Origin of the sequence: Sorangium sp. So ce176, from assembly GCF_051519835.1 — a bacterium.
GTDB lineage: Bacteria > Myxococcota_A > Polyangia > Polyangiales > Polyangiaceae > Sorangium > Sorangium cellulosum_G.
The window spans coordinates 6,555,366-6,579,773 of sequence record NZ_CP150371.1 but is presented as its reverse complement, the minus strand read 5'-3'; the positions used below and the strand labels follow the sequence as shown (position 1 = coordinate 6,579,773).

18 protein-coding genes are annotated in these 24,408 nt (G+C 70.8%); 7 read left to right on the top strand and 11 right to left on the bottom strand.

Annotated features, from left to right (window positions below; genetic code table 11):
• Positions 1-181 precede the first annotated feature (181 nt).
• Both WMF42_RS24645 and WMF42_RS24640 read left to right on the top strand, forming a co-directional pair.
• Entirely contained in the window at positions 182-2,728 is a 2,547-nt protein-coding gene (locus WMF42_RS24645) for an RTX toxin (RefSeq protein WP_437685107.1), read from the top strand.
• A gap of 195 nt (positions 2,729-2,923) precedes the next feature.
• On the top strand, positions 2,924-3,154 hold the full coding sequence (locus WMF42_RS24640; RefSeq protein ID WP_437685105.1) for a hypothetical protein: 231 nt from the start codon (positions 2,924-2,926) through the stop codon (positions 3,152-3,154).
• Between the two features lie 111 nt (positions 3,155-3,265).
• Here WMF42_RS24640 and WMF42_RS24635 read toward each other — a convergent pair whose 3' ends face one another.
• From WMF42_RS24635 to WMF42_RS24590, 10 genes are all read right to left on the bottom strand, one after another.
• The gene (locus WMF42_RS24635) at positions 3,266-4,312 is read right to left on the bottom strand and encodes a hypothetical protein (RefSeq protein WP_437685104.1); all 1,047 of its coding nucleotides are present in this window, start codon (positions 4,310-4,312) and stop codon (positions 3,266-3,268) included.
• A gap of 217 nt (positions 4,313-4,529) precedes the next feature.
• The gene (locus WMF42_RS24630; protein WP_437685102.1) at positions 4,530-6,221 is read right to left on the bottom strand and encodes a glycoside hydrolase family 43 protein; all 1,692 of its coding nucleotides are present in this window, start codon (positions 6,219-6,221) and stop codon (positions 4,530-4,532) included.
• Between the two features lie 1,140 nt (positions 6,222-7,361).
• Positions 7,362-8,798, bottom strand: a complete 1,437-nt coding sequence (locus tag WMF42_RS24625; protein WP_061607895.1) for a DUF1552 domain-containing protein — start codon at positions 8,796-8,798, stop codon at positions 7,362-7,364.
• Positions 8,795-10,426, bottom strand: coding sequence for a DUF1592 domain-containing protein (locus WMF42_RS24620; protein WP_437685100.1), 1,632 nt, complete (start codon positions 10,424-10,426; stop codon positions 8,795-8,797). Before WMF42_RS24620 ends, WMF42_RS24625 begins: the two co-directional genes overlap by 4 nt.
• A gap of 760 nt (positions 10,427-11,186) precedes the next feature.
• Complete coding sequence (locus tag WMF42_RS24615; RefSeq protein ID WP_437685098.1) at positions 11,187-14,390, bottom strand: protein kinase domain-containing protein; 3,204 nt, start codon at positions 14,388-14,390, stop codon at positions 11,187-11,189.
• A 212-nt stretch (positions 14,391-14,602) separates the two neighbouring features.
• Positions 14,603-15,232: an ABC-type transport auxiliary lipoprotein family protein gene (locus WMF42_RS24610; RefSeq protein WP_437685096.1), complete on the bottom strand. Its 630-nt coding sequence runs from the start codon at positions 15,230-15,232 to the stop codon at positions 14,603-14,605.
• Entirely contained in the window at positions 15,229-16,206 is a 978-nt protein-coding gene (locus WMF42_RS24605; protein ID WP_437685094.1) for an MlaD family protein, read from the bottom strand. Before WMF42_RS24605 ends, WMF42_RS24610 begins: the two co-directional genes overlap by 4 nt.
• On the bottom strand, positions 16,206-16,943 hold the full coding sequence (locus WMF42_RS24600) for an ABC transporter ATP-binding protein (protein WP_437685092.1): 738 nt from the start codon (positions 16,941-16,943) through the stop codon (positions 16,206-16,208). The genes WMF42_RS24605 and WMF42_RS24600 overlap by 1 nt, the downstream gene beginning before the upstream one ends.
• Positions 16,944-16,962: 19 nt before the next feature.
• A complete protein-coding gene (locus tag WMF42_RS24595; protein ID WP_437685090.1) occupies positions 16,963-18,108 on the bottom strand; it encodes an ABC transporter permease in 1,146 nt (381 codons plus the stop codon).
• A 214-nt stretch (positions 18,109-18,322) separates the two neighbouring features.
• Positions 18,323-18,910: a Uma2 family endonuclease gene (locus tag WMF42_RS24590; RefSeq protein ID WP_437685088.1), complete on the bottom strand. Its 588-nt coding sequence runs from the start codon at positions 18,908-18,910 to the stop codon at positions 18,323-18,325.
• 297 nt (positions 18,911-19,207) lie between these two features.
• Between WMF42_RS24590 and WMF42_RS24585 the strand changes: the two genes are divergently transcribed.
• The 5 genes from WMF42_RS24585 to WMF42_RS24565 are packed head-to-tail and all read left to right on the top strand — an operon-like array spanning position 19,208 to position 23,647.
• Positions 19,208-19,927 carry a hypothetical protein gene (locus WMF42_RS24585; protein WP_437685086.1) on the top strand — a complete coding sequence of 240 codons (720 nt, stop codon included), beginning with the start codon at positions 19,208-19,210 and terminating at the stop codon, positions 19,925-19,927.
• Complete coding sequence (locus WMF42_RS24580; protein ID WP_437685085.1) at positions 19,924-20,679, top strand: hypothetical protein; 756 nt, start codon at positions 19,924-19,926, stop codon at positions 20,677-20,679. Before WMF42_RS24585 ends, WMF42_RS24580 begins: the two co-directional genes overlap by 4 nt.
• Positions 20,676-21,374: a hypothetical protein gene (locus WMF42_RS24575; RefSeq protein ID WP_437685083.1), complete on the top strand. Its 699-nt coding sequence runs from the start codon at positions 20,676-20,678 to the stop codon at positions 21,372-21,374. The genes WMF42_RS24580 and WMF42_RS24575 overlap by 4 nt, the downstream gene beginning before the upstream one ends.
• Positions 21,371-22,063, top strand: coding sequence for a response regulator transcription factor (locus WMF42_RS24570; protein WP_061611377.1), 693 nt, complete (start codon positions 21,371-21,373; stop codon positions 22,061-22,063). Before WMF42_RS24575 ends, WMF42_RS24570 begins: the two co-directional genes overlap by 4 nt.
• A gap of 36 nt (positions 22,064-22,099) precedes the next feature.
• Positions 22,100-23,647 carry a sensor histidine kinase gene (locus WMF42_RS24565; RefSeq protein ID WP_437685080.1) on the top strand — a complete coding sequence of 516 codons (1,548 nt, stop codon included), beginning with the start codon at positions 22,100-22,102 and terminating at the stop codon, positions 23,645-23,647.
• Positions 23,648-23,697: 50 nt separating this feature from the next.
• Here the strand turns inward: WMF42_RS24565 and WMF42_RS24560 are convergent, their stop codons facing one another.
• The gene (locus tag WMF42_RS24560) at positions 23,698-24,348 is read right to left on the bottom strand and encodes a TetR/AcrR family transcriptional regulator (protein WP_081427098.1); all 651 of its coding nucleotides are present in this window, start codon (positions 24,346-24,348) and stop codon (positions 23,698-23,700) included.
• Positions 24,349-24,408: the final 60 nt, after the last annotated feature.

The window sequence follows — 24,408 nt, the reverse complement described above, 5'->3', positions numbered from 1 at the left end:
TCCAAGGTGGCTCGGCTCCGTTCGCGCGGAGCGGGCAGCTCGCCTCGAGGCGCGCCGGCGGTGAGCCCGCAACCCTCGCACCCAGCATGGCGGCCAGATGCCGCGTTCACCGCGCTGAATCGTAAAGAGCACAATAAGGATTCATGTCAAGATGATGATGAAGAATAGAAGACCTTTGTCCATGAGCCTGCGCAAGGCGGGGGGCCGGAGGATCGGCTCCTGGCTCGCGTTGAACTCCGTCGCGCTGTCCCTGCTCGGGTGTGCGGGAGAGCTGGCGAGCGAGCAGGACGCTGACGGCGCCGAGGTCGCGGCGATCGCACAAGAGTTGCGCGACGACGACACGGCGATCCACGCCGTGACCGACGAGCCTGTCCTGAGCGTGGATGGGGAGCACGCCTGCGCGGTGAGACCGGACGGCACGGTGAATTGCTGGGGGATCTACGGCGACGGCGAGGATGCAGACGCCGACCCGACCGGTACGTACCTCCAGGTGAGCACGGGCTGGGCTCACAGCTGCGGGGTGAAGACGAACGGCACAATCCATTGCTGGGGGAATAATGCATTTGGCAGGGCCACTGATCCGGTCGGTACATTCCTCCAGGTCAGCGCGGGCTCCAGTCTCACGTGCGGGCTCAGGACGGACGGCACGATCCATTGCTGGGGGCTCGGTGCTTCTGCCATGGCCACGGATCCAACGGCCACCTATGTCCAGGTCGTCGTGGGCTCAAGTCATTCTTGCGGGCTGAGGACGGACGGCACGGTAGACTGCTGGGGGGCGTACTGGGTGAACCTGAGCCCGAGCGAGCACAACGAGATATTGCCCACGGATACCTTTGTACTGCTCACCGCGGGCATCGCCAACACGTGCGGGATCAGGACCAACGGCACGGTCCTCTGCTGGGGTACCAGCGTCACCCCCCAGCCCGCGAATCCGTCGGACACCTTCATCCGGGTCGCCGCAAGCGAAGTCAGCACCTGCGGCGTGAGGACGAACGGCACGGTCGACTGCTGGGGGAACGGCGTCACGGGGGGCACCACGGAGCCCGCGGGGCTTTTCACGCAGATCAACCCGGGCACGGAGCTCCACTGCGGGCTGCAGACAGACGGCAAGATCACCTGCTGGGGGCCGACGTGGTCCGCTCCGGGCAGCTCGGAAATCTTCGGTCGCCTCGAGGTCGCGGTCTCGGCGGGCGACCAGCACACCTGCGCGCTGAGGCCGGACAGCACAGTGAGCTGCTGGGGGAGCGACGCTCATGCCCAGTCCACGGAGCCGACCGGAACCTACAGGCAGATCGCCACGGGCAGGAATCACACGTGCGGCGTGAAGACGAACGGCACGGTGAACTGCTGGGGACTTGACTTGGACGGCCAGGGTTCAGACCCCTCGGGCACCTACAAGCAGGTCAGCACGGGGGGGATTCATAACTGCGGTGTGAAGACGAACGGCACGGTCCACTGCTGGGGAAATAACACCGCAGGCCAGGCCGCGGATCCGACGGGCACCTTCAGGCAGGTCAGCGCGGGCTACTGGCATAGCTGCGGCGTGAAGACGGACAGCACGGTCGACTGCTGGGGCAACAACACCGGCGGCCGGGCCACGGACCAGGCGGCCGGCTTCGCGCAGGTCAGCGCCGGCACGGACCACACGTGCGGGCTGAAGACGAACGGCGAAGTGGACTGCTGGGGGACCGGCGCCGATGGTGAGGCAGCGGACCCGACGGGCACCTTCACGCAGGTCAGCGTGGGCGATGACCACAGCTGCGGGCTGAAGGCGGATGGTTCGGTGTATTGCTGGGGGCGTAACAATTACGGCCAGTCCTCGCCGCCTGCTGTCAAGTTCTCCCATATCAACGCGGGCAACAACCACACCTGCGGGCTCGCGGAGGATGGACGCGTGTATTGCTGGGGGTACAACTTCTCGGCGCAGTCCGCGCCGCCGAGCAAGATGTACACGGCCGTCGGTACGGGCGACGAGCACAGCTGCGGTATCAGGTCGGATGGCAGCATCGATTGCTGGGGGCGCAACGACCTGAACCAATCCTCGGAGCCCCCTGGCAACTTCATCGAGATGACCGGCGGCATCGGCTATACCTGCGCATTGAAGGCGCTCGGCGGGGTGCTCTGCTGGGGGAAGGACGATCATGGCCAGTCCACCGAGCCTTCTGGAACCTTCTCCGACATCGACGCGGGGTACTCCCACGCCTGCGGCATGAAGACCGACGGCACGGCGGACTGCTGGGGGGACAACGCATTCGGCCAGACCGACGTCCCGTCGGGAAGCTTCTTCCAGGTCAGCGCAGGCGGTTACCACACCTGCGGCGTGAAGGTGGGGGGCGCGGTGGACTGCTGGGGGAACAGCATAGAGGGCCAGGCGGCGGATCCGGCCGGCTCCTTCTTCCAGGTCAGCGCGGGCGGCGATCATAGCTGCGGCGTGAAATCTGACTACACGGTGGACTGCTGGGGGAGAAACACTTCTGGCCAGGCCACGGAGCCGTCTGGCTCCTTCTTCCACGTCACGGCGGGCGAAGCGCACACCTGCGGGTTGAGGACGGACTACACGGTGCACTGCTGGGGCTTGAACGACTATGGGCAGAGCACCGACCCACCGGGGACCTTCTTCACGATCCGCGCGGGCGGTCGTCATACGTGCGGGAGGACGACGGACGGTACCGTGTACTGCTGGGGCCGTAACCAATACGGCCAGACCTTGCCGCCGCAGGAACTCTAGGCGAGCACGGCGACGCGCCTTGCCGAGCGGACCAGCTCCGCCACGCGCGCCTCGTCGTGGCTGATGTCGCGAATGTCGTTCATCGGGGGAGTTCATGCCCGCGAGGGCGGCCTGGCATCCGGGCTCTGCCCGACAGCGTGGCGCTGTCCAAGACCCTGTTCGCGTCCCGCAACATGGACCACCCGATGCAGAGGGATGCAGAGGATCGAGCACACGCGCGGCCACCTCACGATCGAGGGGAAGTCCATCGCGATCGGACGCATTGCCGACGTCGCATCCAATCTCTGGGCAGAGCGGTCGCAGATCCTGGATGTGGATGGCGGGGTGTTCCACACCATGCACTCGAATGCCGTGATGTCGTTCGATGTGCTGGTGACGCTGATCGCCCGCTTGCAGCAGGACGCCGCCTCTGCAGCCCGCGTCTGAGAGCGCGCATAGGGGCGCACCGAAATGCGCGCTCCCTCGATCGGCGATGAGGCGGGCGCGGGCGCTCGCCCCGCGCAGCAGCGCGAGAGCGAGCGCCACAGGCAACCTGGTTCACTCGCCCAGGAGATCCAGCCTCGAGCCTGGCACCATCCTGTAGTCACCGACCCCCAACCCCTGCAGATCGCTCGTGAACTCGAACGGACCGAACACGTGGACCACCTCGCCGCTCGTGCCACCGGCGCCGCTCGTGCCGCCTGCGCCGCCGTCGCCGCTCGCGCCGCCTGCGCCGCCGTCGCCGCTCGTGCCGCCTGCGCCGCCGTCGCCGCTCGTGCCGCCTGCGCCGCCGTCGCCGCTCGTGCCGCCTGCGCCGCCGTCGCCGCTCATGCCGCCTGCGCCGCCTGCGCCGCCTGCGCCGCCTGCGCCGCCGTCGCCGCCTGCGCCGCCTGCGCCGCCGTCGCCGCCGGGCCTCGTGACCGTGATGGAGTCGACGTAGACAACGGTCGGGTTGGCCCAGGGCCCTGAGATACCTGCGTCGACCCTCAGGCCGATGCGCCTTACCTGGGCCTTGTCGAACGTCTTGGACTCATCCGCAGCGGCGGCGGCATCGACGTCGATGGTGAGCTCTGTCCACTCCTGCAGGCTGCTGAGGTCCGTCCACGCCCAGGGGATGCCTATCCAGGCCTGTGCGCCTCCATTCTGTACGAACGTCTGCACGCCGCCGCCGGTGCCGGCGTACACCTTCACACGGAACGTGACGGTGGCGCCGGTCAGGTCGATCAGCTCCGGTATGTCGAACTGGAACAGCGTCCCTGTGTCGACCTCGGTGAGCGGCACGGCCAGCCGGGCGCAGCCCGAGCAGCTCTCGTCCGGACCGGGACCGATGTCCACTTCTTCGACGCCGCCCGCGCCGCCCGCGCCGCCTGCGCCGCCTGTGCCGCCTGCGCCGCCCGCTCCGCCTGCGCCGCCCGCGCCGCCCGCGTCGCCCGCGTCGCCTCCGCCGCCCGCGTCGCCCGATCCTCCCGTGCCGCTCGCGCTCCCGGTACCGCTCGTCGACGCGCTGCTCGAGCTGCTCGTCGTGGCGCCTCCACCGGCCCCGCCCCCGCCGTCGTCATCGCTGCAGCCCATCGTGACGAACGAGCCAGCCAGCAAGCCGCACATTGTCAAAGCAAAAACTGATCTCATCGCATCCTCTCCACGCTCTGCTCTTCTGTCCCACGCGATGGCGCGCGGTTCGGGCCGGCGTTCGCCGTGCCTGCTCCCCTTTGTCCCGGCTCTCTCCAAGCCAGCCGCACCGACCGCGACCCTGTCCGACCCCGGCGCTCTCACCACGTGCCGGGACGCGCCCGCTGCATCGTCGCTGCGGGCACCTGCGCTGTCAGCTCGCAGCGGCCCCGCTCCGCCCGGCCTTTCGCGCACGACGCCGCGCGACGATCGCGCCCAGCGCGGTCAAGGCGGCGAGCACGCCCGCCGGGGAGCTGGGCCCCGATTGCACCCGGCACCCACACCCGCCCTCGTCCTCGCCGGCGCCGTCAGGTGAGGCGGCGCCAGCGCCGCCCGTGCCGCTGCCGCTGCCGGTCGTTGCTGCGCTGCTGACGCTCCCACCCTCACCCGAGCCGCCGCTGCCCGTCGCTCCCCCTTCACCCGTGCTCGGACCGCCCCCGCTGCCTGCCGGATCCGAGGCGTCGAGCGGAGTGAATCTCCACCAGTTGAAATTGAACAGGGGACCGTTCCCGCCGGTGAACGTCAGATACAGATCATGGACCCCTGTCGCACCGTCGACCGCGCAGGACTCCGTAACCCAGGTCTGGAGGCCGCCGGTCCCCTGAACCTTGCAGGTCCCCACCAGCGTGCCGGTCGCGCTGTCGAGGCGCAGCTCGATGCTGCCGCCGCTGGTCGCCGAGGCCACCCTTGCATCGAAGGACGCCGCGCCGGGACCGAAATCGACGCCCTTCACCTTGATGTAGTCCCCGTCTTCAATCGACGTGACGTTCATTCCACCCTCGCTGCATGCCTCGGTCTCGACTCCGGATCCCCAGGCAATGGTCTCGGCCTCCGTCATGACGTACGGATCGAGGGTGCCGACGCCAGGCGGGCCCGCCTCGGTCATCGTGATCGTCGGGATGGTACCATCGGCGTTGTATGTGAATCGCTCGACGGCCACCGAGCGGTGATAACCTCCTCCGCCCGGCAAAGCGCCGTTGTGATAGAAGAAGTACGAGCTGTCCTTGTAGTCGATGATGCCCGGGTGATTGGTGAAGCTGCCGCCCTCTGTGGGCATGATGACCCCCCGGTACGTCCATGGGCCGGTGGGGCTGCTGCTCGTGGAGTAGGCGATGTACTCGGGGATGCCGCCAGCCGGATACGCCAGGTAGTACATCTCACCGCGCTTGTAGAGCCACGGACCTTCTTCGTACAGGGTCGGTCGTTCGGCGCTCCCGGTGCGCTCTCCAAAGCTCTCCGCGGTCATGGGCACGCGCACGACGTCTCCCTGGTAGGAGGTCATGTCCTCGTTCAGCTTCACGTAGCACAGGTTGGGATTTCCCCAGTAGAGATAGGCCTGGCCGTCGTCGTCGATGAACACCGTCGGATCGATGTCGCCGCAATTGGCGGTGATCAACGGCCGCCCCAGGGCGTCTTCGAACGGACCGACAGGGCTGTCCGACACGGCGACGCCGATGACCATCCTGTTGAGCGTCCTGCTCGTCGTGGGGACGTAGAAATAGAACTTCCCGTTCCTGTGGGTGACCTGACCTGCCCAGGCATCCGCCTTCGACCAGCTGAAATCCTTGTATTTCAGCGGTGATCCGCGGTCGGTCCAGTTCACCATGTCCGTGGACGAATATACTCTCCAGTCGTTCATCCCGAAGAACGTCGAAGCGCTGTCTTCGTCATGGCTGGTGTAGAGGTACAGAATCCCGTCGTGGACCATGGGGGCAGGGTCGGCGGTGTAAATGGTCTGTACGATGGGGTTGTCCGCCATGGATTCAGACGGGATGGCGGTCGTGCTACAAAGTAGCAGTCCCGCGATGAGGAGCTTGTGCTGGAGGGATCTTGTAATCATGGCCATTCCTGGTCCTCGCTGCTCTCCTGAAGAATCGTCAGGTGTTGCCAGAGGTCGTGGAGCGCTCAGGCGATGACGCTCCGGCGCTTCTCGTTGGGGCGCTCCGCCGCAATCACAGCCCGGCCCATCAAGGGCTCATCAGCGACAGTGTCCGAGACGGTCGAGCGAATGGAATCCGTGCCGAGGTCGAGGGCCGAGGCCGAGATCGACATCGATCGGAGGGACGGAGGTCTCGGTGCACATGACGACCCATCCAGGGCCGAGCAACATGTGATCGTTCACGTGGCGGATAGCGTTCATGCGCAATTTCGGGCACTTACGAGCCCATCGCCCCTTGGCCTCATAAGCCCGCTCGGCCTTGCAAGTGTTCGGAATCATTGCATTTGACGGTTTGGACCGTGAACGATTACAGTGAAAGTGTAGCGGTGAGGCATTGTGAGCGCTCACATTTTCTGTGTCAATTCCAAACGACAACGGCGTGTTCGCGCCTCGCCGTCACGGCGGGCGCTCGTGATGCCGGAGCCGCCGAGCCGCGCAGCGAGGCAGCCCAAGCCGTGTGCAGAGCTTGCACCTCGGCCCGCTGGGCCTGCTGCTGCCAGGCCTGCTGCTGAGTCTGCCGCTGCTGGGCCTGCTGCGCCTGCGCTGCCGAACGCTGCGCCGACGCGCTCCGCTCCATCGCCAGCGCACGCCGAGCTTGCGGTGCTAGTCGAGCCGACAACGATCTCGGTCTCGAGGCGCGAACGACGACTCGTGCGCTTTGCGCAAGTCGGTGCGGATCACCACGCGTGGCCCACGACCGGGCCGGCCGGCTGCACCGAGCTCGGCGCTTTCAGCGGGGCGCTGGTGGACGGAAATCTGGAGCCCTCGAGGCGCGCTCAGCCATCCTGCCGAGGGCTACCGCTCCTCGGCGGGGCGCTCCTCGAGGAACCTGAGCGATTCGAGGTCTCTCGAACCAGCCCATGAAGGACCGTCGCCTCGGGGCGATGGGGCGCGGACGCCTCGGGCACGTCGGGTTGGCTGGGGGGTGCGGAACGGTCTGGATCGGATGAGATGCCGGCCGGACGGGCCGGCGACGGCCGCGTCCGGCGCCCGGCTCGCCCGAGCTCGCTGTTCGTCTGGAGCTTGCTCGCCGTCCGGCGATGGCGCTCAGGCGAGCATGCCGTCGATGGGCCCGGAGCCCTGACCCTCACCGAAGTTCTCGGTCCACTCGGTCTTGTCCCGAACGGCGGCGGCGATGAGGCCGTTGAAGAGGCGGTTGTTCGTGACGTTTCCGGCGTCGATGTACTCCCCCTGTTTCAGGTAACCGCCGCCGCTCCCGGCGATGATCGTCGGCACGTTGCGGAAGCTGTGCGACGGGCCGTCCGCGACGTGGTTCGTCCACATGATGATGGACTTGTCGAACAGGCCGCGCGCCTTGAACTGATCGAGCCCGTGGAGCAGCGTCTGCATGCGGAGCACGTCGATCTCGGCGTGCGCTTGCTCGGCCGTCGGGTTGTTGCCCGAGGACGCGTCCGATTGCACGCGGTGGCTGAGGTGGTGGAAGGGCCAGCCGAGCGACGCGTTCGACGGCACCGCATACTTCGTCTGATCCGTGCCGTCGCCGTGCTGCAGCGTCGCCACGCGGTTGAAGTTGCAGGCGAATGCCAGCGCCACCAGCTCGAGGTGGAGCTTCGCGACGTCCTCGATCATGCCGTCCGTCTTGAACGCGAGGCCACCCTTGAGCGCCTCGAGCTCCGACGTCGCGAGGCCCGCCTGGGTGCAGGTCCCGCCCATCTCGCCCATCGTGACCTCGGCGTCGCGGATGGAGTCGAAGTGCTGCTGGAGGCGCTGCTTGTCCGCGGAGCTCAGGGCCGACATGCGCATCAGGCTGTTCAGCTCCTCCCTCACGAAGTCGTTCGCGCTCTTGCGGCTGCGGATGAGCTCATCCGCGACCTGCGTGCCGCTGTTACCGCCTCCACCGTTGCCCGTCAGGCCGACGAGCTTGGCGTAGAGCGTGTACGGGTTGTCGTCCGCCGAGCGCACCTGCCCGGAGCCACCGCCCTTGAAGGAGATGCGCTCGGCGATGTACCCGTTCCTCCGGTTGCCGGCGTAGAGCGTGAGCGGCTCGGCGCCGCCCTCGTTCACCAGCTCGGAGATCACCATGTCCGCGGACACCCCGCTCGAGGATGCGGTCTTGCCGCCGCCTGACGCCGGGCGCGCGGTGAGCGCCTGACACAGCCCCTGCGCGTGGCCGCAGTTGCTGGGGCCCGACATGGGGAAGTTGATCCCGCGGATGAACAGCAGGTTCGAGGCGTGAGGCGCGAGCACGTGCGTCGCCTTCTCCGTCATGGCGGCGAGCCCGTTTGTCGTGAGCGCGCCAGTCTTCTCCGGGAAGAACTTGCTACCCACCACGCCGCACGCCGCCACGATGTAGAGGCTGAACACGGGCGAGCTGTCCGCGGCCCAGGCGGAGCGCGACGGCAGGCCCTCGAGGAACGGAAGGGCGATGGCGACGCCGCCGGCGCGCAGGAACGCGCGTCGATTGATGCCGCGCCGGGGCGCGACGTGCGGATGATTGAGGTTCGTCACGATCTTGGAGTTCACAGCGGGCCTCCCACGCGAGTACGGAATGCTTCGTCCTTCACGAGCTCGAGCATCATCTCCTTCACCGAGCCGCTGGCGCCGCGGCTCACCTTGGCGAGCGTCTCGACGAGCGGCAAGTCCGACGGGATGACGTCGCGCTGGAGCGCGAAGCTCGCCAGCTTCTTGGCGTAGCAGAGGTGCGCCTGCTCGCCGTCCGCCATGTAGTGCATCAGCTCGCCGGCATCCGCGAACGGCTTCGCTCCTTCGGAGAAGGAGTAGACACCGCTGCTGTCGATCGGCAAGCCTCCGTTCTCCTCGTCCCTGTATTGCCCCATGCCGTCGAAGTGCTCGAAGGCGAAGCCGACGGGGTTGATGAGCTCGTTGTGGCACAAGCCACCGCAGGCGGAGGTGAGCTGCGTGATGCGTTGACGATTCGTCTGCCCGGGCTCGAGGGGCGGGACCGGCGGAATGTTGGGAGCCGGCGCGCCGAGCGGCGTGCACAGCACGTCGAGGTTGATGCTGACGCCGCGGTGGATCGAGTCCGACTCGTCGTTCAGGGCGTTCAGCGTCAGGTAAGGGAGCTGCGAGAAGAAGCCGACGCGATCGGGACCGAGGTCCCGCTCCACGATGTCGCGGCCGCTCGCCGACAGGCCGTAGAGGCTCGCCATCCCCGGCCCGACGAAGCCCTTGGTCGATGTGAGGATGTCCCTGACACCGAGGCCGTCGGTGAAGATCTTCTCGAAGAACAGGTACGCGCTCTCCTCGTACTCCGCGTTCAACGATTCGTTGTAGCTCGGCACGCCGAGCTTGCTGATCGTGGCGTAGCGGTCGAAGTGGAGCAGCTCGCGATGGAAGTACCGCATGGACTTGGCCGCAGCGGGCTCCTCCAGCATGGACTCGGCGACCTTGGCGATCGCTTCCGGCGTCGTGAGCGTGGGCGCCTTGTCGAGCAGCTCGTCGTCGGGCGCGGCGTTGCGCAGCCAGAGCGAGAGCTTCGCCGCGATCTCGTAGCCGTCGAGCGGCTTGCGCGCCTCGCCGAGCTCCGTGCGGTAGAGGAAGTGCGGCGACTGGAGCATCGTCCGGATCACGAGCTGCGCGCCCTTGGCGAAGGTGCTCTTCGTGCCGGACATCGCCGCGCCTGTCTCGAAGAGCGCCGTGTACCCGGCGACCTCGGCGTCCGTCAGCGGACGGCGGTACGCGCGGCGCCCCACGGTCTCGATGAAGCCGGCCGCGTCCGTGCCCGGGTAGACGTCGGCGAGCTTATCATCCGACGCCGTCACCTCCTCGGCGAGCTCCTCCGCGGCCGACTGGTAGTCGCTCCACGAGCGCTGGTTCACGCTCAGCAGGTGCTCGTTGTTCGTGAAGTCCGTCGTGCCGGCGACCGGCTTCTCGAACCCGTCGGCCAGCGACGAGGGAGGGGCGACGTTCAGCACCACCTGCACGCTGCTCGCCCACTGCGAGTTCGTGAGGCGCACGAGCCGGTGGTATCGCGGCGCGCCCGGCATGTCGATGCCGCGGGCCACGCCGCCGCTCGGCGCAGGGCTGGGGCTCTCGTCCTCCTCGCCGTGGCCCAGGGAGCCCGTGCACCCCGCGAGCAGGAGCGTCGTGACGCAGAGCGCCGCGCCTAGCACCCGACTGCGGCGCGTCATGCTGGTTATCGAAAATGACGGTAGGGTCATCATTGTCTCCTGACTGACCTCTGGTGACTGGGCAGTTCCGTTCGGGTGACCAGCGCTGCAACGACCATCGTGCTCGCCGGAGCGGGGCGCGTGGTCCCCTTCGATGGCACGCCGCCTCACGCCACAGCCTGCGGTTGCCATCCGGCCGCTTCTCCGGATGATGAAGCCATCGTTCTCGGTGACCGATGTGGTGACCGATGTACAGAGCTCACGACAGGCGCCGAGCAGGCGAGGCCGGTCGTGTTCTTCTGCGGAAACCCCTCTCAACACGCCGCGTTCCATCGATCGGCGCTCGCTTCCGGGACGGCAGAGCGAACGCAATTGCTGCCGATATCGTTCAGATGACGAAGGTCTCGGTGGAAGCGACGAGACCACGAGAGCGAAGCAAAAGGATATCCTAACGGTTCGAATGTGAACGATCACATGTGATGTGTCAATTCCAATCGGCCGGCCCGCGGATCTCGTCAAGCCCAGGGGATGACCAGGCTGGAGGCGGTTCTCCTGTGCGTCGCGTCAAGAGGGGTAGAGGTGGACCGCGGTCATCCCTGGATGCAATCCAATCGTGTGAACGCCCACAGGCTTGTCATCAGGAGTGGATTTTTGAACGACATGAGGCCGGGCGACGGGGAAGCAGGGCCAAGCCCGCTCGGGCAGCGCAGGGAGGCGGCGAGTTCTGTCCTCCTCTGGATGTCTCTGTCCCGCTGGCCGTCTGTCCCGCGGGCCGGGCCGCTCAGGGCAGGCGCTGGTCCCAGCCGAGCATCACGCGCATGTGGGTCACCTGCGTCCTCGGCGGCGAGGGCGCGACGAGCAAGATCCTCCCGTCCGGCGCCACGGTGTAGCTCTGGAGATCCGGATCGGCCTGCCCGAACGGCCTGTCGTGGATCACGACAGGCGGCCCGACAGGGCGCGCGTCGACGGGGGAGACGGGCGCCGCGTACAGCTTTCCCTCGGCGCGGTAATAGATCCGCGTGCCGTCGGGGGCCCAGGCGGGCTCGGTGCCCTCGCGGGGCGAGATCTGCCGCTTCACCTTGCCGTCAGGGAACGAGACAACGTAGACATGACGGACACCGGCCTCGTCGGATGTGTACGCGAGCCAGCGGCCGTCGCGGGAGAAGCGAGGGTAACGGTCGTCGGACGGGCCCACGATGAGGTCGCGCGGGTGGGCGGGGTCGTCCACGGAGAAGACACGGATGTCGCGGGGGGAGCGGCCGTCGGGCGACATCGACAGGGCGACGTGCCGGCCGTCAGGGGACCAGTCGACCGCGAGAGCGAAATTGTCCAGGCCGTCGGCAAGGCGGCGCTCCTCGCCCGTGGCGAGCGATTTCACCCACGCGCCGAAGCGCCCGTCGCGCATGCCGCTGAACGCGAGCCAGGCGCCGTCGGGCGAGATCGCGGCCGACTCGACCTCGTTGTCGAACACGATACGATCGAAGATGCCGCGGCCCTCCTCGCGCACGTAGGCCGTGTAGGTGTCCTCCTTGAGGATCACCGAGAGCTTCTTGCCGTCCGCCGAGAAGCGCGGCTCGCCGAAGGGAAGAGGATCGTCGATGAACGGCGCCGCCTTGCCGTCGTCGCCCAGCCACGCGAGCTGGCTCTCCTCGTGGAAGACCGCGCCGGGCACCCAGACGAGCGTTCCCTCGTCGGAGACATCGAAGAACGAGGCGTGATCGGTGCCGTCGGTGAGCACGCCGTCCACGATGGCGTGCTCGGGGCCGTCGAGCCGCAAGGCGCCGACGTCGAGCCGGGCCGCGTAGATCGTCCCCTTGCGCTCCCAGAGGAGGTGATCGCCGCGCGGCGTGCGGGCAAAGCGCGGGGTGGAGCCGCTCTGGACCACGGTGGCGCGGGCGCCGGTCGAGAGGTCGATCGCCTCGATCCGGGTGTCCTTCTTGCCGCCCCAGGAGGTGAACAGGACAGCCCGGTTGCCGGGGAGCACGCACGGGAGCACCTGCGCGAAGTCGCCGAGGTCCGGGCGAACCTCGGTGACGAACCGGAGGTCGCCGCCCTGCGCGGGGATGCGCGCCAGCCCGCGGCCCCACTCCGGGAAGAACGACACGAACCCGTCCGTCCCCCACGCGGCGCCCGCCGACCACGCGGCGCTGGAGAGCCGCTCGCTGTTGCCGCCGAGGAGCCTGCGCTTCCAGAGCTCGCCGCCGCGGTAGAAGGCAACCCACTCGCCGTCGGGGGAGAGGGTCGGATCCCAGCCCTCCTCGGTGCCGCGGAGCAGCGACGCGCGCCCTTCCCCGAGGTTCCGGTACCAGAGGCCGAAGACGCCGTCCGCGCCCGCCGCGCCGAAGACGACGCGGCTGCCGTCGTCGGCGACGGCGAGGCGCAGCCTCGTCAGCGGCGCCTGGGGGGCCGGGTACAGGAGATCGAACTGGCGCGCGGGCGCGGCGGGCGCGGGGGCGTCCAGGGCGCGCAGGAGCCCGACCGAGGCCGCGGCGCCGGCGCCGGCGCCGACGAGCGCGGCGCCGGCCGCGGCGAGCGCGAGCCGCCGGCGGCCAGCAGGGGGCGCGGCGCGCGCGGGGGCGGGCTGGGGCGGAGCGGCCGAGGGACGGCCGGCGGGCGCGAGGGCGGCGGCGGGGCGGCCGGCGGCGCGGCTGGCCGGCGGGGGAGGGACGGAGGCGGGGCGGCCGGCGGGCGGAGGCGCCGCGGCTGAAGGACGGCCGGCAGGACCGGCCGGCGCGGCGGCGCGGGCGGCAGGGGCGCGGGCCGACGCGGCGGGCGCGGGGGCGGCGGCGGGCGCGGGGGCGACCGCGGCGCCGCCGGCGCGCGCGGGATGCGCCGGCGACGACGGCAGCGTGGCGCGGGTCTGACGCAGCTCGAGCAGCGCCTCCTCGAGCTCCAGGCAGGCCTGGCCGATGTCCGGCAGCCGCCGGGCCGGATCCTTCGCGAGGGAGCGCCGCAGCAGGTCGAGGACGCGCGGGGGGACCTCGGGCGGCACGAGGGCCATGTCGGGCTCGCGCTCGAGCGTTGTGGCGAGCCGATCCGCCACGGTCTCGCCCGGGAAGGCGACCTCACCTGTCAGGCACTCGTAGAGGAGCACCCCGAACGCGAAGATGTCCGCGCGCCGATCGACGCCGCGGCCCCGGATCTGCTCGGGGCTCATGTACCCCGGCGTGCCGAGGATGATGAACGGCAGCGTGAGCGTCGTGGACGACATCGGGGGCGCGCCGTCGTCGGCGTCCGGCTTCACGGCCCGCGCGATCCCGAAGTCGACGAGCTTGGCCTTGCCGTCGCGCGTGAGCAGGACGTTGCTGGGCTTGAGATCCCGGTGGATGAGCGCCGCCTCGTGCGCCGCCTCCACGCCCCGGCCGATCTGGAGCGCGAGCGGCAGCGCCTCCATCACCGGGAGCGGGCCGCGGGAGAGCCGCTCCGAGAGCGTGGAGCCGACGACGAGCTCCATGACGAGGTAGTCGGCGTCGTCCTGCTCCAGGCCGTAGACGGTCGCGATGTTGGGATGGGAGATCGAGGCGAGCAGCTTGGCCTCGCGCCGCAGCCGCGCGCGCTGCCCGGGATCGTCCGTGACCGCCCGCGGGAGCGCCTTGATCGCGACAGGCCGCTGGAGGCGCGTGTCGCGCCCGGTGAAGACGATCCCCATGCCGCCCCGCGCGAGCAGCCCGGTGATCTCGTACGCGCCGATCCGCCGCCCCACCATGGCCGCGAGATCGGCGTCCTCCCGCGTCGGCTGGTCGAAGGCGCGCTTGCCGTGCTCGGCCGCCTGGCTCGTCGTGTCGCCCGGGAGGTGTGGGCCGGGGGAAGCCGGGGTCGCGGGCACGGGGGTGGCGAGCGCCGCAGCGGAAGGCGCTCCACGGGCCGCGGCGCGGTCCAGGGCAGGCGCGCGGACGCTGGGGTCCCCGGCGAACTCCAGCGTCCGGCCCTCGTCCCCGCTCGGCCCGCCGGGGTCGCCGGCGGGCGCGTCGCTGTTCGCCTTCACGCCGTGGGTCTCCCTGCGGGCGCCACGATAACGCGCTCCGCGCGTCGCACTCCAGGGGCAGCATCGGCGAGGAGCAGCGCCTCCTCCTGCCCGGACGTCCGCGCCGGAGCCGCGGGCTGGCCGGCGAGGAGGGACACACCACGAGAGGATCGATGACCCGTCCTCGCGCCGGCGCTGTAGGTCGAGCGCCCGCGCCTGGCCGGGTCAGGCCGTCAGGGGGACGCGCTCGCCCGCGCATCGCCCGCGCCGGCGGCGGTGAGCCGCGACGCCACGAGCGACGCGAGGCGCTCCGCGATCTCGTGGAGCGCCGCGCCCATCGCCGCGGCCATGTTCTCGGGATCCTCGACGTCCCCGCGGACCTCGACGTCGACCGTCATGCTCCGGGTGTCGAGCACGGTGCGATCGTCCTGCACGGCGTAGTGGAGCGCGACGCGCGCGGCGCGGCCGCCGTTGCTGTGCACCTCGTCGAAGGCGAGCAGCTCGACGTCGAGCGCCGGTCCGCCGCCGGACACTGCCTGCACGAGGGGGCGCTCCTCGAAGAGCGCCCGCGCGAGCGCGCGGCGGACGTACTCCTCCGGCTTCTCCGTCCAGCGTCGGTCCTCGTACATCGCGACCTCGACGTCGGAGGAGCGGTACACGATGCGGTTGCGCAGGTGAGAGCTCGACGAGATGCGACCGAGGCGCAGGCGCGGCCCGTCCGCGCTCGCGCGATCGGGCGCTCGTGACGACGCTTGCCATCCCGGGGTGAAGTAGCGGACCGCCAGCGGCTCGGCCTTGGAGGTGAGCGCGCAGCCCGGGACCGCCAGGAGCACGGCGAACCAGAGCGCCTTTGCTGTGTTCACGGCTGCTTCTTTCCGGCGCGACCCTTGATGAGCATGTCGGGCTCCTTGTCGAGCGACTCGAAGACATCGCGGACCGCCTCGAGCGCCTCGCGGAACTCGCGCAGCGTCGCGTCGAGCTCGCGCGACGTGCCGTGGGCGCTGCGGCCGACCTCGCCGAACGCGTCCGTCGCCCGCGTCGCGCTCGCGACGAGCCCGTCGTCGCCGCCGAAGCGCAGGAGCACGCCGTCGAGCCGCGAGACGACTGTATCCATCTTGGCGAGGGTGCTCGCCGCCTTCTCGGGGATCTTCGCCTGGTTGATGCCCTTCACGGTGCCCTGGAGGTCGGCCAGCATCTCGTTCATGTTCGCCAGGGTGGCGACCGTCTTCTCCGCCAGGTTCTCGTCCTGGAGCTGCCCGAGCATGACGTCGATGTGATTCAGGGCGGACGAGATCTGCTGTCCCATCTCGGGGAGGCTGTCCGCGGCCCGCACGATGCTGTCCTCGAGGTTCTTCATGAGGGACGGCGCCGCAGGGATGTAGTTCGACGGCGTCTCGAAGGGCAGCGCGGGGAGCGGGGTGGTCTCGACCTCGAAGAAGTCGATGGCGAGGAACTTCATCCCCGTGATGCCTTGAGACTGGAGCTGCGTCCGGAGGTCGGGCGGCACCGAGAAGCGGACGGAGCCCGCCTCGCCCGGCGGCGACGTCTCCGTGAGGCCGAGCCGCCGGATGCCCTCGAGATCGAGCTCTGCGACGACCTGCACGTGCCGCCGATCGGGCGCTATCTCGATCGCGGCGACCGTCCCGATGGTCACGCCGCGGTACTTCACCGGCGAGCCCAGATCGAGCCCCTGGACAGACTCGTTGAAGTACGTGGCGTAGGCGAGCGTCTGCCGCTCGACCTGGTTTGCCCCGAAGGCCACCGCTGTCGCGAAGGCGGCGGCCAGCCCGAGGAGGACGAAGAGACCGATCTTGAAGTAGTTCGTCGTGGAGAACATCAGGTGGCCTCGGGGGTGCGGTTGAAGAAGCTGTGGATCCGCGGATCATCGCTCTCGCGCAGCTCGGAGGGGCGGCCGCGCGCGATGATGCTCCTCGTCTCCTTGTCGAGCATGATGCACTGATCGACGATCGCGAAGATGCTCTGTAGCTCGTGGGTCACCACGACCACGGTGAGGCCGACGACGCGCTTCAGCGTGAGGATGAGCTCATCGAGCCCGGCGGACATGACGGGATCGAGCCCGGCCGACGGCTCGTCGAGGAAGAGGAGCTCGGGCTCGAGCGCCATGGCCCGCGCGATCGCCGCGCGCTTCTTCATGCCGCCGGAGAGCTCGGAGGGGAGCTTGTCGGCCGCTCCCTCCAGGCCGACGAGGCGCAGCTTGGCGCGCGCCATGCCGTGCACAACGTCCGGCGGCAGCTTCGTCCACTCGCGGAGGGGGAGCGCGACGTTCTCCACGACGGTCATCGAGCCGAACAGCGCGCCGTGCTGGAACATGACGCCGAACGGCGGGCGGCCCTCGCCGAGGCGCGGCGCCCCGATCCCGTCGATGTGAATGCTGCCCGAGAGCGGCTGCTCGAGCCCGGTGAGGAAGCGCAGCGTCGTCGACTTGCCGCACCCGCTCCCGCCGAGGATCGCGAACACGTCGCCGCGCTCGACGCGGAACGAGGCGCTCTCCAGGAGCCGCGCGTCGCCCCAGCCCACGGTGAGATCGACGACATCGATCATCGGTCCGCTCATCGGTCGAGTGCCCTGAAGCTCATATGTCGAGCGCCCTGAAGATGACGGTGAACAAGGTGTCGAGGATGACGATGCAGAAGAGCGAGGCGACGACTGTCGACGTGGCGCGGCGCCCCACCCCTTCGGCGCCGCCCGAGGTCGCGATCCCTTGCTGGCACGCGATGAGCGCGATGGTCATGGCGAACGCCGCGCTCTTCATCAGCCCGGTCCCCACGTCGAGGGGGTGGACGGCGATCAGCGTCTCGTTCAGGTAGGCCTGTCGGCTGACGCCGAGCGAGGTCGACGCCACGAGCATCCCGCCCGCGATGCCCACGAGGTCGGCGAGCAGGGTCAGCACAGGGACGACGACGAGGAGCGCGAGCGCGCGCGGCAGGACGAGGTAGCTGACCGTGCCGAAGCCCATGATCCGCAGCGCGTCGATCTCCTCGGAGACCTTCATCGTCCCGAGCTCCGCCGCGATGGCGGCCCCCGAGCGGCCACAGACGATGATCGCGGTCATGAGCGGCGCGAGCTCGCGCGTCACGGAGATGCCGACGAGGTCGGCGACATAGATGTTGGCGCCGTAGGCCGCGAGCTGCTTCGCGGCCTGGAATGCCATGACGAAGCCGACGAGCGTGTTGATGAGGAGGACGATCGGCAGCGCGTCGACGCCTGTCTTCTCGACGAACGGGAGCGTGTCGTGCCAGTTGCCCCTGCTCGGCCGCCGCGCGACGTTGACGGCGGCGACCACCATCTGCCCGAGGAACTCGACGACGAGCCTGGCCTCCGCGAGCACGGAGACGGTCGCGCGGCCCACCTGGACGACGAGCCCCTCCGCTTTCCTCGGCGCGGGGCGCGCGACGCGATCGTTGCCGCCGTAAAGCTCGATGAGGGCCGCGATGCGCTCGTTCGCCCCGGAGAGATCGAGGCGCGCGCCCCGCTCCGCGAGCACGGCGCGCAGGTGCAGAAGGAGCGACAGGATGCCGCCGTCCATGACGCTGACGCGCGTGAGGTCGAACGTCACGGTGCCGTCGTGGATGTCCGCGACGGCCGAGGACAGCTCGGGCCAGAGCGCGTCGGCGTCTCGCATGCGGAGCTCGCCGTGGAGCGGAATCAGCCGTCTCGCCGAGGACCCCTGATCGGGTATCAAGGCTGCGCTCGGGGCCGCGAGCTCAGCGGACGTCATGGATGATCACGGATGCCGGCTCAGCAGATGTTGTGCCGAAGCGGAACAGCGGAAAGCCCGCGCGCGCCGGGGCCGGTGTGAGACATTATGGCCCGACTGTGGCATTACGATACGGCGTCTATGCGCCCGCTGCCGCGAGAGCTCCTCGACCGCCTCGTCGGCAACCGCGTGTCCGAGGACGCCGAGCTCGCGGGCCTCGACGAGTCGAGCGGTGCTACGCGGCCTCGTCCCCGAAGAGCGCGTCCATGTCCAGCTCCACCTCCACGAACGGCTCTGCTCTGACCCGCTCGCCACGCTCGGCGGTGAGGATCAGCAGATAGCCTTCGGATGTCCACCGGTAGACCATCAGCGTCTGGTCCTCGGGATCGACCATCCAGTAATGCGGTACGCCGCATCGCTGGTAGACGCGCATCTTCTTCACCCGATCGTTGCGCGCGGTGGTGGGCGAGAGCACCTCGCACACCCAGTCGGGCCGGATCCGGATCGGGGTCGTCTCCGGCAGCTCGGGCAGCCGCTCGCGCCGCCATCCGAGCACGTCGGGTCGATAGACCTGCTCCTCCTCGAGCAGCACCTCGGTCTCGGTGACGATCCACCACCCGCCCGGGAGCCGCCCGCCAGGCCGCCGGTCGTAAGGATCGCCGATGCGACCGCCGAGGACGCGCTGCGCTCTCCCGTGGGGGCCGCTGGGCACCGCCTTGCGAACGAGCTCGCCGTCGACGATCTCGTGAAAGCGCTGCTCCTCCGGGATGGCCAGCAGCTCCGCGAGACTGGCCTGGGGCCCCAGCTTGACGGCGACCGACATCCGGCGAGCATACAGCGCGCGACGCTGGCCTGCAGGCCGACAGCGGCCGGCCTCTCTCCGAGGCACGGCGCGGCGCTTGATCCCTGTGCGCCGGGCGCCCCTGCCGCTGCGGGCGACCTGCCACAACTTCGCCACAACCTCTCCGCGCCTGTTCCTCGTCGCGGGCGCGGGCGCGCCTCGGGTGGGGGGTACTCCCATCGATGCCTGCGGCGGCGGGCAGGCGGACCGCGCGGGATCGGTTGTTCCAGCGCGATCCGCCGGGCGTGCCGCCCAGCGCTCACCCCCACGGAGGTCCTCGTGCAGGCGCAAGCCCCCTGTCTCCCCATCGCATCATCGCCGGCGTCCGGCGCGGAAGCCGGCGTTCCCGGGCCCGCGGAGCGTCGTGACGGCGCTCCGGCCGTCTCCTCGACCGGCGCCGCCGCCGAGCCCACGGCGCACGGCGGACACCCCGGCTGGACAGCCGCGCTCCTCGCCGAGCGGTCGCCCTCGCTGCTCCGCGACGACATGTCCCGGTTCGGGATCGGCGTCGGCCTCGCGTCGCTCTATGGCCTGGCGCTCGGCGCGCGGCAGGGCGGCGTGTCGCTCGTCCAGCACGCCGCCGGCGTACCCGCCGCCGTTGTCGCCGTCGCGGGCCTCGGCGTGCCGGCGCTCCTCATCGTCCTCACGCTCTTCGACGCGCCGCTCGACCCGCCCCGCGCGCTCTCGGCCACGGCGCGCGCCGCCGCGGCGACGGGCCTCGTGCTCGGCGGCCTGGCGCCGGCCGCCGCGCTGTTCGTCGTCACGAGCGGGTCGGATCTGACAGCGGCGCTCCTGGGGCTGCTCGGCCTCGCGGCGGGCGGCGTCCTCGGCGTCCATGTCCTGCTGCGCGACCTCCGGGCCGCCCTCCGGGGCAACGGCAGCCTCGCCCTCCTGGCCGGGCACGGCGCCGCGCTCCTCGGGTTCGCGGGGTTCGCTGTCGCGCTCGCCCTGCGCGTCTGGTGGGCGACGCTCCCGATCCTGAAGGCAGGTGCCCTGTGAGCGCCGCCGTCATCAGCCGCCTCCTTCGGGCGCCCTCCGACATCGCCGCGAGCTGCCGCGAGGACCGGGACACGCGCGCCATCGCGCTCGCGTCGCTCGGCGCCATCGCCCTCGGCTCCGCCGTGTTCGGCGGCGTGATCGGCAGCTTCCGCGGCGGGGAGCAGATCCTCTACGCGGCCATCAAGGTGCCGCTCGCGATGCTGATCACGCTCGCGCTCAGCGCCCCCGCGCTCCACGCGCTCGCGGCCGTCCTCGGCCGCCCCCGGCCGATGCGGTCGGTCATCGCCCTCGCCCTCGCGTCGGCGGGCCGCTCCTCGCTCGTGCTGCTCGCGTTCGCGCCCGTGCTCTGGCTGCTCATCGACCTGGGGCTCGGGTACCACGCCTCCTCGGTCGTCGCCTGGCTCGCCTACGCCGTCGCGGGCCTCGCCGCGCTCGGCGTGCTCGTGCGCGGGATCGGCGCGGGCCCGGGCCGCGTGCTCACCGCGATCGCGTTCATGGCCGTTTTCTTCGCGGTCGGCGGCCAGGCCGCGTGGATCCTCCGGCCCTACCTGGGGCGGCCGAGCGAGAAGACGGTCCCGTTCCTGCGCGCCCGCGAGGGGAGCTTCTCCGACGCGCTCGTCCGGAGCTTCCGCTCCGCGCTCGGGATCTACGACGACGGGTGCCCGCCCCATGCGGACGACTACCGGTACGGCTACCCGTCCCCGTACGAGGAGGGCGCCGCGGGCGACGGGCCGGCGGGGGGCGAGCGATGAGCCTGCGCGACCTCTCGGTCCTGTACCTGATCGCGGGGCTCGCGTGCGCCGTGGCGGTCTACCGCGCCGCGCGCGCTGTCGGCGGCGGCGAGCGCCGCCGCGCCGCCTTCTCCGCGGCGCTCTGCATGCCGCTCTGGCCGATCTGGGCGCCCGTCGCGCTCACAGCGCGCCGCGCGGAGCCCGGCGGCACCCCGGGCACCTCCGCGGCCGCCGCGCGCGTCCAGGGGGCGCTGCGCGAGGGGGTCAGCGCGTGCGCGGGCACCTCGTTCGAGGCGCTCCTGTCGCGCGAGGCCGCCTCGCGCATCGAGGCCGAGGTGGCGCGCGCCGCCGCCCGCCACGCCGAGCTCGACGCGCTGCTCCGCCAGAGCGGCTTCGACGAGGCCGCCGCCGCGGCGCGCGTCGCCGAGATCGAGCGCGGCGGCGCGGGCTCCGGGCGCGCGCTGGCGACGGCGCACCTGCACCTCGAGAACATCCGGCGCCTGCGGGCGATGCGCGACCGCGACGCCCGCGCGCTCGAGGAGCTCGCGGATCTCGTGCAGGCGCTCCGCACGCAGCTCGTCCTGGCGCGCTTCGCCGGATCCTCGGTCGAGGGCGTCGGTGGTATCGTGTCCGAGGTCTGGGCGCGCGTGGAGGGCCTCGGCGCGGCCATCGACGCGCACGGCGGCGTTGCATCCGAGGAGCCGATCGAGACGTGAGCAAGCACATCCTGGTCGTCGACGACGAGGCGCGCATCCGCGAGGTCCTGCTCTACGCCCTGCAGAAGGAGGGCTACACCGTGACGGCGGTGGCGGACGGGCGCGCCGCGATCGAGGCGGCGGCGCCCGGGAAGGTCGACCTCGTTGTGCTGGACGTGATGCTGCCCGAGCTCGACGGCCTCGAGGTGTGCCGGCGCCTGCGCGCCGGGAGCCGGACGCCGATCCTGTTCCTGTCGGCGCGCGCGGACGAGGTCGACCGCATCGTCGGCCTGGAGCTCGGCGGCGACGACTACCTCACGAAGCCGTTCTCGCCGCGCGAGCTCGTGGCGCGCGTGCGCGCGCTCTTGCGGCGGGCCGAGGCGCCGCCGCCCGCGCCGGCGGAGGCGCGCGCGGCGGTCCTCCGCCACGGGCCGATCGAGGTGGACACCGACCGCCACGAGGCGCGCTACCTCGGGCAGCTCGTGTCGCTCACAGCGACGGAGCTCGGCGTGCTCGGCGCCCTGCTCGAGCGGCCCGGGGTGGTGCTGTCGCGCGGTCAGCTCATGCAGCGCGCTTACCGGTACGACAACCTGATCACGGAGCGCACCATCGATACCCACGTTCGCCGGATTCGCTCGAAGTTCCGGGCAGTTGGCGGTGATCCGATCGCGACGGTCCACGGCGTCGGCTACAAGGTGAATGGGGCGTAGCCGGGCCGCGCGGCGCCGGGGCGTACGATGCGCGCGATGATCGAGCGCCTGCGCCGGGAGCTCGGCCGGATCCGCGTCCGGCTGCTCGTCGTCAACCTGGTGGTGCTGCTCGTGCCGGTGGCGGGGCTCGAGTTCGCGCGCCTTTACGAGCGGCAGCTCCTCGGCTCGCTCGAGCGCGACATGGCGAACCAGGCGGTCCTCGTGGCGGCGATGCTCGCGTCGGGGCTCGACAGGGGCTTCGAGCTCGACGCGCCGGAGCACGGCGACGTGCTGACCCAGGCCGCGCGGCACACGCGCACGCGCGTGCGGATCCTCGACGGGGCGGGCGCTGTCGTGGCCGACTCGCACGCGAACGGCCCGCCCGAGGGGCCCGAGCCGGCGCGCCCCGTGCTCATCCCGTCGCGCGGCGATCGCGGCCACGGCCCGAGCTCGGCCGACCTCATCGAGCTGGCCGAGCGGGTGCAGCCGATCGGCAAGGGCGCGCGCGTGGGCTGGTCCGAGATCCCGGATCGACCGGAGGTGCGCGAGGCGCTCGCCGGCCGCCGCGCCGCGCGGACGCGCGTCCGGGAGGAGCCGCCGGCTGTCTTCCTGTTCCTTGCCGAGCCGATCCGGCGCGGCGGCGGGGTGCTCGGCGCTGTCTACGTGGTCCGCTCGACGCAGCCGGTGCTCGTGGAGCTGCACCGGATCCGGTCGGGCCTCATCCGGGTGCTCGTCGTCGCGAGCCTCTTCACGGGCCTCGTGACGCTGGCGCTCGCGTGGACGATCTCGAGGCCGCTCGGCAGGCTCTCGCGCGCGGCCAAGCGCATCGCCGCCGGCGAGCGCGACATCGAGGTGCCTGTCTCGGGGAGCGGCGAGATCCGGGAGCTCGGCGCGTCGTTCGCGGCGATGAACGAGCGGCTGGGGGCGCGGCTGCGGTACATCTCGGACTTCGCGGCGGACGTTGCGCACGAGTTCAAGTCGCCGCTCACGTCGATCCGTGGGGCCGCGGAGCTGCTCGACGAGGGGGCGGCGGACGACCCCGAGGCGCGGCGGCGCTTCTTGCGGAACATCGAGCTCGACGTGGAGCGGCTCGACCGGCTCGTGTCGAGGCTGCTGGAGCTCAGCCGGATCGAGGCCTCGAGCGAGGCGATGACGGTGCTGGATCTGGAGGCGCTCGTGGGGCGCGTGGTCGAGCGGTGCACGAGCCGCGAGAAGCCGGTGGTGCTGCGGTACGAGATGCCGAGGCGGCTGATGCGGGCGCGGCAGACGGACCTGGAGACGGCGCTGCTCAACCTGGTGGACAACGCGGTGAGGTTCTCGCCGGCCGGGGAGGCGGTGGTGGTGACCGTGGAGGGCGGGGGAGCCGGGGAGGCGGGGAAGACGGCGAGGATCTCGGTGCGCGATAAAGGACCGGGGATCCCGGCGCAGCATCAGGCGCGGATCTTCGACAGGTTCTTCACGACCGACGAGAGCCGGAACGGGACGGGGCTCGGGCTCGCCATCGTGAAGAGCGTTGTCGAGGCGCACGGCGGGGCGGTGACCGTGGAGAGCGCGCCGGGGCAGGGGGCGAGGTTCGTGGTGGAGCTGCCGGTGCGGCAGTCGTAGCAGGAGAGGCGCCTCGGCTGCTCGCGGCGCCCGCCGGCGGCACGACCCCGCTACGGCCGCCGTGGCGCTTCCGGCAGGCGTGCCGCCCCTGCGCGGGCGCCTGCGAGCACTGTGTCGATCGCCGCGGCGGCGTAGGCCTCGCTCACGTCCTCGCCGCGGTGGACGAGGCGCCCATGGGTCGCGCCGAAGATCAGGTCGAGGAGGAGCTCCGTGTCCACGCCCGCGGGCAGCTCGCCGCGCGCGATGCCTCGCTCGACAAGCGCCCTGCGCACCTGCCGGCTCCGATCGCGCAGGGCCCTCAAGATCGCCTCGACCTCCGGGTCCGCGCGCTCCGTCTGGAGCATCCGCACGATGCCCCGGCCCGTCGGCGTCTGGTACATCCGCACGGGCCCCATCACCGCGGCCAGGAGATCCCCGCGCAGCGTGCCCGTGTCCGGCGGCTCCTGCTCCTCGTTCGCCGCGCGCAGGGACGCCGCGACGAGCTCCGCCTTGGTCGGCCAGCGCCTGTAGATTGTCGTCTTCGCGACCCCCGAGCGCGCGGCGACGTCCTCGACGCGCAGCGCGCCGTAGCCCACGCGCCCGAGCTCCTCGTGCGTCGCCGACAGCACGGCCGACACAACGCGCTCCGCGCGCCCACCGACGCGGGTGCCCTCGGTGCGGCGGCTTCGACGGGCGGACGGGGCAGCGCTCTCGCGATCCATGGGCAGACCTCTTACCAGCGATCCCCGGCAGATCTTGCCTGTCGCACGCGCAAAGGCAAC